General features: G+C 43.3%; 12 protein-coding genes and 1 pseudogene. 12 read left to right on the top strand and 1 reads right to left on the bottom strand.

The genetic code is table 11. The annotated features are described in order from the left end of the window. Positions 1–271: 271 nt before the first annotated feature. The 5 genes from OXB_RS00735 to OXB_RS00715 all read left to right on the top strand — a co-directional run bounded on the left by OXB_RS00735 (position 272) and on the right by OXB_RS00715 (position 4,323). On the top strand, positions 272–1,228 hold the full coding sequence (locus OXB_RS00735; RefSeq protein ID WP_041076072.1) for an Rpn family recombination-promoting nuclease/putative transposase: 957 nt from the start codon (positions 272–274) through the stop codon (positions 1,226–1,228). A 142-nt stretch (positions 1,229–1,370) separates the two neighbouring features. Further along, on the top strand, positions 1,371–2,048 hold the full coding sequence (queC, locus tag OXB_RS00730; protein WP_269447836.1) for a 7-cyano-7-deazaguanine synthase QueC: 678 nt from the start codon (positions 1,371–1,373) through the stop codon (positions 2,046–2,048). Beyond that, on the top strand, positions 2,041–2,628 hold the full coding sequence (locus tag OXB_RS00725; protein WP_052483808.1) for a VUT family protein: 588 nt from the start codon (positions 2,041–2,043) through the stop codon (positions 2,626–2,628). The genes queC and OXB_RS00725 overlap by 8 nt, the downstream gene beginning before the upstream one ends. A 16-nt stretch (positions 2,629–2,644) precedes the next feature. Continuing rightward, positions 2,645–3,133 carry a preQ(1) synthase gene (gene queF, locus OXB_RS00720; protein WP_041070931.1) on the top strand — a complete coding sequence of 163 codons (489 nt, stop codon included), beginning with the start codon at positions 2,645–2,647 and terminating at the stop codon, positions 3,131–3,133. A gap of 812 nt (positions 3,134–3,945) precedes the next feature. Beyond that, positions 3,946–4,323 carry an MFS transporter gene (locus OXB_RS00715; protein WP_041070928.1) on the top strand — a complete coding sequence of 126 codons (378 nt, stop codon included), beginning with the start codon at positions 3,946–3,948 and terminating at the stop codon, positions 4,321–4,323. Positions 4,324–4,579: 256 nt separating this feature from the next. On the opposite strand, the gene OXB_RS00710 is transcribed toward OXB_RS00715, so the two are convergent. Next, positions 4,580–5,497, bottom strand: a complete 918-nt coding sequence (locus OXB_RS00710) for a tRNA dihydrouridine synthase (RefSeq protein WP_052484155.1) — start codon at positions 5,495–5,497, stop codon at positions 4,580–4,582. Positions 5,498–6,136: 639 nt separating this feature from the next. On the opposite strand from OXB_RS00710, the pseudogene OXB_RS18280 reads away from it, so the two are divergent. The 7 genes and pseudogenes from OXB_RS18280 (at position 6,137) to OXB_RS00675 (ending at position 13,493) form a co-directional block, all read left to right on the top strand. Further along, positions 6,137–7,209: pseudogene (locus OXB_RS18280) on the top strand (transposase). 461 nt (positions 7,210–7,670) lie between these two features. Next, on the top strand, positions 7,671–8,687 hold the full coding sequence (locus OXB_RS00700) for an LLM class flavin-dependent oxidoreductase (RefSeq protein ID WP_041070919.1): 1,017 nt from the start codon (positions 7,671–7,673) through the stop codon (positions 8,685–8,687). 31 nt (positions 8,688–8,718) lie between these two features. Then, a complete protein-coding gene (locus OXB_RS00695) occupies positions 8,719–9,300 on the top strand; it encodes an NADPH-dependent FMN reductase (RefSeq protein WP_041070917.1) in 582 nt (193 codons plus the stop codon). Between the two features lie 60 nt (positions 9,301–9,360). Further along, positions 9,361–10,524, top strand: a complete 1,164-nt coding sequence (locus OXB_RS00690; protein ID WP_041070914.1) for a homogentisate 1,2-dioxygenase — start codon at positions 9,361–9,363, stop codon at positions 10,522–10,524. A gap of 26 nt (positions 10,525–10,550) precedes the next feature. Further along, entirely contained in the window at positions 10,551–11,609 is a 1,059-nt protein-coding gene (locus OXB_RS00685; RefSeq protein WP_052483807.1) for a TRAP transporter substrate-binding protein, read from the top strand. Between the two features lie 98 nt (positions 11,610–11,707). Then, the gene (locus OXB_RS00680; RefSeq protein WP_041076066.1) at positions 11,708–12,196 is read left to right on the top strand and encodes a TRAP transporter small permease; all 489 of its coding nucleotides are present in this window, start codon (positions 11,708–11,710) and stop codon (positions 12,194–12,196) included. Next, positions 12,186–13,493: a TRAP transporter large permease gene (locus tag OXB_RS00675; RefSeq protein WP_041070911.1), complete on the top strand. Its 1,308-nt coding sequence runs from the start codon at positions 12,186–12,188 to the stop codon at positions 13,491–13,493. The genes OXB_RS00680 and OXB_RS00675 overlap by 11 nt, the downstream gene beginning before the upstream one ends. Positions 13,494–13,546: the final 53 nt, after the last annotated feature.

Genomic DNA, 13,546 nt, shown 5'->3' with positions numbered 1-13,546 from the left:
TTGTAACGGTCTTCATACAGTGTAGGCTATACACTTCCTTTTGGAATTAAATTCAATTTATTTTCTTATTTTATTTTGTCTGAGGTTAAATGTCAATTAATGATATTAATTGGAAAATATTTTGACTTGTTGGATGACGCCCAGAACTTGGCGGTTTGACTTTGTCAGGTTGCCCCAGAGAAGTGGCTCACTTACTTGAACGTATGTTCGCTTTGTGGTATAGTTAATTTAATAGTCAGATATTTAAATGGAGGTGCTTTTTAGATTGGTCATGATATTGATTAAAGAAGAAAAGATTACTTATGACAGCAGTCCGTTGGATCAGGACGGTTTGTGGAAAAAGGTTATCGGTGAATTATTCGAGGATTTTTTATTGTTTTTCGCGCCAGAGCTGCACACGCTAATTGACTTTAATCAGGAGCCGGATTTTTTGGACAAGGAATTGTTTCAGGAAGTAGCCGATAGGAAAAAAGGTAGGCGTTTTGCAGATCGATTGGCAAAAGTCCGTTTGAAAAATGGTAAAGAACAATGGATTCTGATTCATATTGAAGTGCAAAGCGAAAATAAGTCTGATTTCCCTGAACGCATGTTCCGATACTTCTATCGCATCTACGACCGTCATCAAGAAAAAGTTGTCGCCATCGCTGTTCATACATCCCCTAGTAAAACTACCATCCCTGAACATTTCAAGTATGATTATTTAGGAACACAGCTGCATTACTCATATAGGAATTACCAAACGGAAGCGTATTCTGAAGAGGAATTGGTATGGTCCGATAATCTTTTTAGTAAAATTGTACTAGCGGCAAAGGCTTTGCATCAAACAAAAGACGAAGACCATCAGCGCTATTTATTCAAAAGCAAGCTCATGCGCGAGCTGATTCGCAATCAAAACTATTCCCGCACCGCAGTCCAAGCTGTTTTTCATTTTATCGATTACTTGTTACAATTGCCAGAAGCATATACAAAACAACTATCTGAAGAAATTCGGCCAATGATTCGAAAGGAGACGGAGCTAATGGAACTTTACAATAAAGAGAACGCTTCCCCGACCATTAAGAATGCATTTGACTTGGAGTGGGAGAAAGGGGTCCAGCAAGGATTGGAGCAAGGCGTGAAAAAAGTAGTGATGGAGATGTTGAAAAAAGGGACATCGACGGAATTCATTGCAGAAGTCACACACTTAGAAAAAGAGGAAATCGAGAAGATGAGGGAAAGGCTGCAGTGAAAGGAGAATTCAATATCAGATAGGTGCCGAAAATGCAATTTTTCAATAACAAGATACATCGCGTCCCCATCCGAATAGGCGGTTCCCAAAGGCGATAGATTCAACTATACTATGACTAAGAGGGTTCGAAACCATCCCCTCTATAAAAAAAACTAGGGAGGAATTACATATGGAAAAAGCGGTAGTTGTATTTAGTGGCGGGCAAGATTCAACGACTTGTCTTTTGTGGGCACAGGAGACATTTGATAGCGTTGAAGCCGTCACTTTTTTGTATGGGCAAAGAAATCGTTCGGAACTGGATTCGGCAGAGAAAATTGCCAAGGATCTTGGGGTTTCTCATACAATCATGGATTTGAGTCTGCTGAGTCAACTAACGGAGAATGCCTTGACCCGGACTGATATGGAAATTGACGAGACTGGCACGGTGCCCAATACATTTGTCGAAGGCCGAAACCATATTTTCCTGTCCTTTGCGGCGATTTACGCAAAACGGATCGGGGCGCGGCATATTATTACGGGTGTCAGTGAGACGGATTTCAGTGGCTATCCCGATTGCCGCAATGATTTTATCAAATCCCTGAATTTGACGCTCAATCTTGCGATGGATGCCCGCTTCGAAATCCATACGCCGTTAATGTGGAAAACGAAGGCGGAAGTATGGGAAATGGCGGATAGAATGGGCAGGCTGGAGTATATCAGAAGGAATACTACGACGTGTTACAACGGAATCATCGGTGACGGATGCGGCGATTGCCCTTCTTGTAAATTAAGAAAGCAAGGCCTGGATGCTTACTTGACAGGAGGCCCCGTACATGTTTAGGATTCTTATTTACTTGCTATCCATCGTACTTGCCAACGTCATAACAGCCAAATTTGCGCCGCTTGAATTAGGGTTATTCATCATACCGTATGGAACGTTGTTTATTGGATTGACGCTTGTCATGCGGGATATGGTTCAGAATAGATATGGCCGTGCGAAAACGTATATGTGGATTGTAGCTGCGCTTGCCATCTCTGCTATGACAAGCCACTTGTTAGGCGATGCGCTGTGGGTCGTCTTTGCCTCGACGCTCAGCTTTATCATATCCGAAACGGTAGATACGGAAATTTATACACGTTTCAAATTGCCTTTTGTAAAGCGTGTCATGTATTCGGGAATTATTGCCGGATTTCTTGATTCGGCCGTATTCGTCATTATCGGAATCGGTCCTTTAGGGCTCAAGTTTGTGCCTTGGGAGCTTGTTCCTTATGCGATTGCGGGACAGTGGGTAGCGAAAACGCTTATGCAGCTGGTCGTGGCCGGGGGAATCAGGCATTTTGTTATGAAATTGGGCATTTATGAACCGAATATATCAGACGTTACACAACCAGTTCCGCAAACAGTGCGGGCCACACGATAAGGGAGGAACAAATAGTATGAAACAAAGTGATACGAAGGACCTCACGCTGCTTGGAAATCAAAATACGGAATATCGATATGATTATAACCCGGAAGTGCTGGAGACATTTGAAAACCAGCACCAGGAAAATAACTATTTTGTAAAGTTCAATATTCCAGAGTTTACGAGTCTATGCCCAATGACGGGTCAGCCGGATTTTGCCTCCATCTATATTTCGTACATTCCCGATGTGCGGATGGTGGAAAGCAAATCATTGAAACTGTACATGTTCAGTTTTCGGAATCACGGGGCCTACCATGAAGATTGCGTAAATCTCATTATGAAAGATTTGATCGAGTTGATGGATCCGCGGTATATTGAAGTGTGGGCAAAGTTCACACCGCGTGGCGGCATTTCCATTGATCCCTATTGCAATTACGGAAAGCCGGGAACGATGTTTGAGGAAATGGCGAACCATCGACTCATGCAGCACGACATGTATCCGGAAAACATTGATAATCGATAAGTAGTATGGATGAAAAGCGTTCGAACGAAGGCAATCTCAACCTCAATGGGGATAAATATGACAGGCAAGCTGAAAATAGAGGCTTGCCTGTTATTTATTTTAGTTAAATCCAATTCTTTATCTAAATACGGTTGATCAGTAGTATAACTATAAGGTCTGGGGGTTACGGATGTGCTCGCCGGCTGTCAGGCCCTTTCTGAACAAATAAACAGTGTATAGAATACATCTATAAAGCATTATCCACCATTGAAACCCTGGGTAATTGTGCTAGACTAATATTAGCAGTTGCATAAGCTAGATGGGCGGTTGGCACTCCCTTGATGAAAGGGGGTGTTTAGAGATGATGGTAACCTACGAGGCAATAAACATGTATTTCAATCTTTTATAGCATTCGCAACTACGGTGACAGCCGTGGTTGCGATAATTGTACTCTTCACCAATCAAAAAAAGTAACCGCCCATTCCCTTTCGACAGGAGCTAAATGGGGGTTACTCTTTTACACCTATTAAATTCCAGTCAGCCGCTCTTCTTGCGGTATGCGACTGTTACTAGCTGGACGTTTCGCAGACGTTCAGCTTTTCTCATCTTACGCTAAGTATACCACATTTATTCAAGAAGAACATCATATTAGGAGCAGTGCTGTTCTCTTCGTTTCAATTAATCACAAATATAATTTTTATCCATTGAGGTTTCTGACTTATGTTTCTTCAATTTAATTAAAGTAAAGCAGGAAATTCATCAAAATGGTGGAGGGATTTAGTATAAATACTATGTGTAGTTAATGGTTTATAAGTGAAGGGAGTGATTGTGAAATGGATAAAAATATTATTTCCGTAATCGGGTGTGTTGCAGTTATTTTCTTGCCGGGCGCTTTAGTATTCGGCTACCCCGGAGTGATGGGGGTCTATTGGCAAGAGAAATTAAACATCACACAAAGCCAAGTTGGCAATAGCATGTTCTTCATTTTGATTGCGCTTGGCATCGGGGCTTTTTACATAGGGAAATTACATAAAAAAATCAGTACAAGGCTGATTACAACGATTGAAACGATTATATGCAGTGCATCTTTAATCGTAGCTGCATACGCGACCCATATTATCATGGTATACCTTTGGGCGTTTTTAATGGGGGTGGGGAGCAGTTTGATCTATACACCGGTTTTAACGACCGTGCAAAAAAATTACCCTTGATATTCGGTTACTTATTTACGGGGTATGGTTTTGTCGCTGGGATTTTAGGACCTTCCATTAGTGGCCTATTGGTAGATAAAACTAATAATAACTATATGATTGTATTTGGGTACTTAAGTTTACTCAGTCTTCTTGCTGCCGTAATGATTTATTTTGTCAATCCGCGAAAAATGAAGCCATCCACTACGTAATTGGAAAAAAGAGGTTGAAAAATAATATAATTTTTCAACCTCTTTTTTTATGGATCAGACCTGCCTCAGTCCAATCCCTTATCCATTACCTCTTTCACCAACTGCCGCACTTCATCCGTCGATTTCGTACCCATCAATTGATTGCGTAACTCGCCTGCACCTCTAAATCCACGAATATAGATTTTGAAAAAGCGAAGGAGCGGTTTGAATGGACGGGGTTCGTATTCGCTTGAATACTTATCGTGGAGATCAAGTTGTAAAAGCAACAGGTCGAGATATTCTTTCACGCTATGTTCTCTCGGTTCTTTTTCAAAAGCGAATGGATTGGTGAAAACGCCGCGGCCGATCATGACACCATCGACGCCGTATTGTTCGACTAATTGCAACCCTGTTGCACGGTCAGGGATATCTCCATTGATCGTCAGCAATGTATTTGGAGCGATTTCATCCCGCAGTTTTTTAATTTCAGGGATGAGTTCCCAATGTGCATCCACTTTGCTCATTTCTTTTCTCGTTCGAAGGTGGATGGATAGATTCGCGATATCCTGTTCCAATACATGTCCTAGCCAATCGCGCCATTCCTCGACCTTGACGTAGCCTAGTCTTGTTTTCACACTGACTGGCAATCCGCCGGCTTTGGCCGCTTGGATCAGTTCCGCCGCCACTTCAGGACGCCGTATCAACCCTGCGCCTTTTCCGTTTGCTGCAACGTTGTGCACCGGGCATCCCATGTTTAAATCAATGCCCCGGAATCCGAGTTCTTTCATGTCGACGCTCATTTGCCTGAAGTACTCCGGTTTGTCTCCCCAAATATGCGCTACAATCGGTTGCTCATCTTCGGTGAACGTCAATCGGCCACGCACACTGTCTCTTCCTTCAGGGTGGCAATAACTTTCCGTATTCGTAAATTCCGTGAAAAACACATCCGGTTTCCCGGCTTCACTGATGACGTGACGGAACACGACATCCGTGACATCTTCCATCGGTGCCAATATAAAGAACGGCTTCGGTAAATCAAGCCAAAAGTTATGCTCGTTGTTCAATTCATATCCTCCTCTTGCAACATGTATCTGTTGCAAAACCCTTTACTCCTCATGAATTTTACCACTTCTTTTGTTTGATGCACAGATACTTGTCTGATTATCGTCTTAAGCAATTGCGAGGAAAATTCTGTTTAACCTTATCTCAAGCTTGGATTGCTCTGTTAAGAACGTCAATATTAAAATTTTGCAGTGGGGTACTGGCATGACGATCAAAAGTAGAAATTATTAGCTTGCAGGCAATAGAAACGAAAACGAATTAGTGTTCATTTCAAAGGGGGGACTACGGACCTTGAAAGAAATATACAAAGTAGTGAAACTCCTGTACAGTAATAGAGTAAGAAATAGGTTTCAAGATTGACACGAAAAGGCAGTGAGCAAAGGTGCTTTCGTAAAAAAACACCTCAGCCCTGCTATTGCAGCGGGGAAAGAAGTTGCTCTAATATAGGCATTACTGAGCAACCCAATATCCCCCAACCTAAAAGGCTTTTCGTATCTTTTATCGAATAAAGATGGAAAGGGAAAATGACAAATCAACTCAAAAATACAGACTTGGAGGGCTACGAACACAGTGAAAATCAGATGATCATGCCACACGAATTTTTCTTGCCATTCGGAGGGCGGTTGAACCCTGATCACCGTTGGTTGTCATGGCATCCCTTATACCTTGGAACGAAGTCGAAAATACTTATATCAAGACACTCGGAGATACTAAACAGGGTAGCAAGGCTTATAATGTCAACTTGCACTTGGTTCTCCGATTATTCAGGAAATACTGGATCTAAGTGATGAAGAAACTGTCGAAGCCGTCACAGAAAATCCTTATCTTCAATACTTCATCGGGCTGCATTCCTTTCAGAAACGGCCCCTATTCACTCTTCTTCCATGACTCATTTTCGCAGGCGCTTCAATATGGAACTTATCAATGAACTAAATGAGTTCATTGTGTTAGAACAGCGGAAGTAAGATGAAAGTGATGACGATGACGGGCCATCAAACGGTGATGGTCACACATCGTGACCTGCTTGTCATCCAGAAGGTCTATCGTCAACTGTATAAGGATCAATCCCATTCGATCGAAGAGCGGATTGTCATCAGTCAACCGCATATTCGGCCGATTGTGAGAGGGAAAGCAAATACCCTAGTAGAGTTCGGTGCTAAGCTATCCGTTAATCAAACAGATGGCTATGGCTTAATAGATACACTAAGTTGGGACGCCTATCATGAAGGAAACTTTCTTAAGGAATCTATTGAAAGTTACAAAGAAAGGTTCGGCTACTATCCCGAAGCTGTTTTAGCCGCTACAATCTATCGTACACATGAAAACCGTCAGCTCTGCAAAGTTCCGGGCATAAGGCTAAGCGGGCCTAAACTGGGCAGACCCTTAATCGATCGACAGAAAAAATCAGAACACGAGCGACAAGATAATGCCGAACGGAACGCAATTGTAGGGAAATTTGGAGAAGGCAAGCGCAAGTATGGGCTAGGCCTAATTGAAGCACGTCTAAAGTAGACGGGTGAGACTGTCATTCCTTCAATTCCTTATCAGGAATATAGAAAAGATTCTTCGGTATACTTTTTTGCCTATTTTCCCAAAATGGGTTCAAAAGACATTATCTGATTTACAATTCAGGTTGGCATATAAAACTCCATAAAGAAAGTTGTTCAGTACTCCCTAAAAGAGAAATTGCTTGGTACCGTTCGAAGTGACAACGATCTTTCGTTTTTCGCATCACTGTTTTAGCTCTTCAATTTGATTTTGGATACTCATGATTGATCAGTCTTTTCAAGCTATTTATTACCTATATACCTGTTAGGAGGGATCTTAGAAACTTAAATTCAATTTATATAGCTAAGATTATTATGAGAACATCTCCGGATTTTTAAAAGGAAGCGCTTGCATTTATCTGAAGTTTCGTTATAATTTATATAACGCGAAAGAGCCCATTAGAATTTTGCTGGCTAATCTATAGAGTGAAAGATACAGTTCTGATCTCTTTAAAGTAGATTAATAACCAGCGACGTGAAGCAAGTGTGGATTCAAGCTGAGAGCCTGTATCCTTTGCTTTATGTTGTTGGTTTTTTTGTGTTCAAAAAAGAGATGGAGGGATACAGAATGGAATTTGGTATTTTCACAGTATTTGACAACTATAAGGAGAAGCTGGGCCGGTCGCATGAGCAACTATTGCAGGAGGTCTTGGATCAATCGGTATTGGCGGATGAACTTGGATATGATTCGGTCTGGTTCGCGGAGCATCATTTCAGCGAGTATGGGATCCTCACCACTCCACCCATGTTGTTGGCGGTGCTAGCGGAGCGGACGAAGAACATCCGGCTCGGCGTGTCAATCGTGACGCTGCCGTTCAAGAATCCGCTGCAGGTGGCGGAGGATTATGCGTTGCTTGACGTGCTGAGTAACGGCCGATTGAACTTGGGTCTCGGCAGCGGTTATCTGCCGCATGAGTTTTCGGGCTTCAACGTGGATGGCAAAGACAAGGTGCACCGCTTCAACGATTCGCTTGCGGTGATCGAGAAGGCATGGAAGGGGGAGCGCTTCTCACATGAAGGGGAGTATTACGAATTCAAGGATGTCAAGCTCGAAGTTGTGCCGAAACAGGAAGAAGTGCCGATCTGGATCGGAACATTGAGCGACCGCGGCGCCGCGTTTGTCGGCCAGATGGGCTACAACATCATGGGCGTTCCGTATGTCGCGAGCAATTCCATCGGGGAATTGAAGTCGATCATCGACGGCTATAAGGTGGAATACCGCAAAGCGGGACATGACGAAAGCAAGGTTAAAGTACCGCTCGCTCTCCATACGTATGTCGCGGAAACGCGCGAGGAAGCGGAGCGCATCTCCAAGGAGCATGTCAACCTTTATCTAGATACACGCCAATATGGCCGCAGCGCCCAGTTCGAGGATTTGGATGCGAAGGAGCAGCTGCTGATCGGCACACCAGAAGAAGTGATCGAGCGGTTGCGGAAATACCAAGACGCGGGCTGCGAACATATCATGATGCTCATGAACTTCGGGGGCATTCCACATGAGGAAGTGAAAAAGTCGATGAGGCTGATCGCGGAAAAGGTCATGCCGGCTTTTGATAAAACACAATTGAAATCGGTCACTTCATAAGAAAATCCATTTGCAAAGGAGGATGAGCAACATGAAACTACTCGGAATTTCAGGAACGATTGTTGGGATGAAAACTTCCATTTTAGTAAATGAGGTGTTGGAAGAGATAAAGCTTCTAGACGATTCGATCGAAGTGGAGTTGCTGGATTTAAGAGAGTTCGACATGCAGTTTGCGGATGGAAGACCATTTGAAAAATATAATGAAGACACGCAAAAGATCATTCGAAAGTTGGAAAGCGCCGACTTCTTCTTATTTGGCAGTCCGGTTTTCAATGGTTCCATCCCAGCCCCATTGAAAAATATTTTCGATTTGATGCCGCCAAGCAGTTTCCGAAATAAAGTGATGGGATTCGTTGCCAACGGGGGGACCTACCAACATTATTTGATGATTGAAAATCAATTAAAACCGATTGCCGGCTATTTGCGAGCCTACACCGCACCGAACTATGTGTACGCCCATAATAGCCATTTCGACCAAGATAATAGAATCATTGACGATGAAGTTCAATCCCGTATTAAACTTCTTGCGGAAGAGCTGGTTTTTATGCAGAACAACATGAATTCGAGAATGGATGCCCGAAGCGGGAAACAACCGGCGGTTAAGGTCGGATAAGCAGGACTACTAGTTGGCCGCTATGCAGGCGGCCGACTTTGAAAGGAGAACAGATGGAAAATGACTTATTACAAAGCGATGGGAAAAATACCAAGGAAACGTCATACCGTGATGCGGAAAGAAGACGGCTCCCTTTATCGGGAACAAGTGATGGGGACGAAGGGGTTTTCCGGAATCCAATCAATACTGTACCATAACTATTCCCCGACGGAGATTGTCCGATCATCACTGGATCTTGATCGACAGCAGGATCTTCAATATGAAGAACAAGGCCCGCTCAGACCAAGACATTTGCTCACAAACAGATTGGAAATGGGGAACGATCCGGTCTTAGGTCGCAAATACATGTTAGGGAATGAGGACCTTGTCATCGGAGTAATGTCCCCTGACAAGGAAATGAACTATCATTATCGCAATAGTGATGGAGACGAAGTGTTATTTGTCCATTACGGCACGGGGAAAGTAGAGTCGATGTTCGGAACGCTGACGTACAGAGAAGGAGACTATATTATCATTCCAGTCGGAACGATTTATCGGATCGTCCCAGACGAGGGTGAAACTAAATTCCTTGTCATTGAAACAACAAGCTGGATCAGCACACCGCGCAGATATCGCAATGAGTTCGGGCAATTGCTAGAACATAGCCCATTTTGCGAACGAGATTTTAAGGGTCCGGAAGAATTGGTCAGCCATTCAGACCGGGGTGAATTCATAGTAAAGACGAAAGCTAGAGGAGTACTGCATACGCATGTCTTCAATCATCACCCATTGGATATAGTCGGGTGGGACGGATATCTCTATCCATATATCTTTAATATCGAGGACTTTGAACCGATTACGGGACGTATCCATCAGCCGCCTCCGGTCCATCAAAATTTTGAAGGGCATAATTTTGTCATCTGCTCTTTTGTTCCGAGGCTATATGATTATCATCCGGATGCGATCCCAGCGCCTTACTATCATAGCAATGTAGACAGTGATGAGGTGCTTTACTACGTGAAAGGAAATTTCATGAGCAGAAAAGGGATTGAGGAGGGTTCGATTACGGTACACCCACTAGGTATGGCGCATGGTCCTCATCCTGGCACAATCGAGGCGAGTATTGGCAAGAAAGAGACAATCGAGCTGGCTGTTATGATTGATACATTCCGTCCTTTGAAAGTAGTCACCACAGCTTATCAGGTTGAGGATGACAATTATCAGAATACGTGGATAGAAGACTAATTACAATAAGACAGAGGAGAAATTCAATGATAAAGAAAACGAACCTTAAAATCTGGCTTTTCACATTACTTATTTCAGCAATTGTCCTATCGGCTTGCGGTTCGAATCCTGATGATGGAACAAATGCGGAGGCGGGAGCTGTTGATAGTAAAGAGCTTACCGTTTCCCACTTCCTACCAAGCAACCATCCGATTCAGAACAATATTTTAAAAGTTTATTTGGATGAGTTGGAAGAAAAGACGGACGGACGCATTACGTCGGAAATCTATTCAGCGGGCGCTTTAGGAGATCCTGGTTCTCAGTATGATATGGCGGTAACCGGAACGGCTGACGTTGCGTTAAGTGTTCACGGATTCACACCGGGGAGATTTCCGATTGTTTCAGTCGTGGAGCTGCCGTTCCTAGTTGAATCTGCACAAGAAAGTTCGGATATCTTATGGACTCTCTACGAAGAGTTCCCTGAACTAAAGGAAGAACATAAAGACACCACCCCGCTATGGTTATTCACCGTGGATCCGGCGCAATTGATTAGCGCTAAAAAGAAAATCGAAACACCGAGTGATTTGAAAGGTCTTCGAGTTCGTACACCGTCCCCTCTAGGCAACCAGATTATTGAGGCTCTCGGTGGTACACCTGTTTCCATGCCAATGGGGGAAGTATACGATTCCTTGCAAAAAGGTGTAGTGGATGCCGCGATGGTTCCTATTTCGGAAGCGAAGGATTATAACTTACATGAAGTGGTCAAGTATATTACTATTGGAAACTTCTCAGTCACTCCGTTTTTCTCTGTTATGAATACCGACATTTTCAACAGTTTCACAGAAGAGGATCAGAAATTGATCCATGAGTTGGGAGGCCGACATATGGTCGAAGTAATTGGCCAAACGACTAGAAAAACGGCGGAAGATGGACGGAAAATAGCGGAAGAGAATGGAGTGGAAATTATTGAGCTGTCTGGCGATAATTTAGCCGCTTGGGAAGAGGCCTTGACTCCTATTTCAGAAAAATGGGTAAGTGATCTGGAGGCCAAAGGATTGCCTGGACAAAAGATCTTTGATCGCGTGCAGGAATTGAAAGGGAACTAATTTATCATTGATTTTCGTATGGACGAAGGGCAGATTGAAGTTGGATGCTGCCCTTTCTCCTTTATATTCAGAATGTTCAGGGGCGTGGTGAGAGCGAGATGAGTAAATTTATAGAAGGATTAAACCGCTGGATGGGGTATATTTCCCAATTCATTTTATTGATCCTAGTTTTTTTAACGACCTTTGATGTGTTGGGCCGTTTTTTCTTTCATAGGCCAATAACTGGAACGTTCGAATTAACAGAACTTGGATTGGCCCTTGTTATTTTTCTCGGTCTTGGACTGACTCATTGGCACGATGAGCATATTTCAATCGATTTTCTAACAACAAAAATGTCTGCGAGGAAACAAGCGCTATTGGATATTGGAATCGATTTGTTCATTACATTATTCATGGTTCTGGTCGCCTATAATCTATGGGATAATTCCAAGAGGATTGCAAACTCAAATACGGTGACTGGTGATCTAGGCTTGCCAATCAGTGTGTTCATTATCATTGCAGCGTTAGGAACTTTGGCTTTTGCGCTAAGTGCATTAGCGAAGGCGCTAAATCTATTGCCGAAGGTGGTCAAGAAAAATGTCTCCTGAACTAATCGGTCTTATTGGGATGATTGTATTATTGATTTTATTTATCATAAAAATACCGGTGGGAGTCGCCCTGTTGTTGGTGGGATTCGCTGGCTATTCTGCGATCCGTGGATTTAATATCGGGATGATCCAATTGGGAACGGGGCCTTTCGATACCGCCAGCTCTTACTCGTTAAGTGTCATTCCCTTATTCATATTAATGGGGATGATTCTGTCTTATTGCGGATTGGGGGCTGATTTGTTCCGAGCCGTGGACAGTTGGATCGGTCATGTGAAAGGCGGCTTGGCGATGGCCACGATTGGGACAAGTGCCATTTTCTCTGCTATTTCCGGATCTGTGAATGCTACAACAGCGACCGTTGCGAAAATCTGTTTGCCTGAGATGGAAAAATATAATTATAAGTCGAGTTTATCCACTTCCAGTGTTGCGGCGGGCGGCACGTTAGGAGTCCTCATCCCTCCAAGCGTCTTGCTTATATTGTATGGAGTGTTGACGGGAGAAGCTATTGGTGCTCTGCTCATTGCCGGGATCATTCCGGGCCTCATACAGATGGGTCTTTTCATGCTGACTATCTACATTTTAGTGAAGCGGAATCCTGAAATCGCACCGGCACGTGCGGAAAAGGCGAGTTTTGCAGAGAGGTTCCATACATTGAAAAGTGTCGTCCCGTTCATCGGTCTTTTCGTTTTAAGTATTGGTGGAATTTACATAGGTATTTTCACTCCGACAGAAGCTGCTGGAATCGGGGCGTTTGGGGCTCTTGTATATGCGTTTGCATCGAGAAGAATCAATATTAAAAAATTAGTGCAAGCATTGAATGACTCTATACGTTTAACAGCTATGATTTTCCTGATATTAATAGGGACGACCGTCTTCAGCCAGTTTTTGTCAATCAGTAAGATTCCATTCATTGTAACCCGGACGATTGCGGCGATGGATGTCAGTCCATATGTCATATTGGCGTTAATCTTATTCATTCTGCTCATTCTTGGAATGTTCATTGAAGGGCTCTCTATCTTTGTCCTAACCTTGCCAATCATTTATCCTTTAGTTACAGATTTGGGGTTCAATGGTCTATGGTTCGGGATCATTATGGTGCTAATCGTTAATATTGGTCTGTTGACTCCTCCATTAGGTGTGAGCGTCTTTGTCATCAAAGGGGTCGCCCGCCATGTACCAATTGAAACGATTTTCCGTGGCGTCACACCGATGATCGGTGCAATGATTGCTTGTATTCTATTATTTATCCTCTTCCCTCAGTTTGTTACAATCTTGCCTGAATTAATGAGCCGCTAGATTAGGAAATTCAAAAAAACCTCCTGGTGACTTGCTGTATGGGTCACCAGGAG

Source organism: Bacillus sp. OxB-1, assembly GCF_000829195.1.
In the GTDB taxonomy this organism is placed as follows: domain Bacteria; phylum Bacillota; class Bacilli; order Bacillales_A; family Planococcaceae; genus Sporosarcina.
This window is presented reverse-complemented; position numbering and strand designations above follow the sequence as displayed.

Excerpts from the sequence above, each read along its gene's own strand:
- OXB_RS00735 (WP_041076072.1), top strand. The coding sequence starts at position 272 with ATGATATTGATTAAAGAAGAAAAGATTACTTATGACAGCAGTCCGTTG.
- OXB_RS00725 (WP_052483808.1), top strand. The coding sequence starts at position 2,041 with ATGTTTAGGATTCTTATTTACTTGCTATCCATCGTACTTGCCAACGTC.
- queF (WP_041070931.1), top strand. The coding sequence starts at position 2,645 with ATGAAACAAAGTGATACGAAGGACCTCACGCTGCTTGGAAATCAAAAT.
- OXB_RS00715 (WP_041070928.1), top strand. The coding sequence starts at position 3,946 with ATGGATAAAAATATTATTTCCGTAATCGGGTGTGTTGCAGTTATTTTC.
- OXB_RS00710 (WP_052484155.1), bottom strand. The coding sequence starts at position 5,497 with ATGGAAGATGTCACGGATGTCGTGTTCCGTCACGTCATCAGTGAAGCC.
- OXB_RS00700 (WP_041070919.1), top strand. The coding sequence starts at position 7,671 with ATGGAATTTGGTATTTTCACAGTATTTGACAACTATAAGGAGAAGCTG.
- OXB_RS00695 (WP_041070917.1), top strand. The coding sequence starts at position 8,719 with ATGAAACTACTCGGAATTTCAGGAACGATTGTTGGGATGAAAACTTCC.
- OXB_RS00690 (WP_041070914.1), top strand. The coding sequence starts at position 9,361 with ATGACTTATTACAAAGCGATGGGAAAAATACCAAGGAAACGTCATACC.
- OXB_RS00685 (WP_052483807.1), top strand. The coding sequence starts at position 10,551 with ATGATAAAGAAAACGAACCTTAAAATCTGGCTTTTCACATTACTTATT.
- OXB_RS00680 (WP_041076066.1), top strand. The coding sequence starts at position 11,708 with ATGAGTAAATTTATAGAAGGATTAAACCGCTGGATGGGGTATATTTCC.
- OXB_RS00675 (WP_041070911.1), top strand. The coding sequence starts at position 12,186 with ATGTCTCCTGAACTAATCGGTCTTATTGGGATGATTGTATTATTGATT.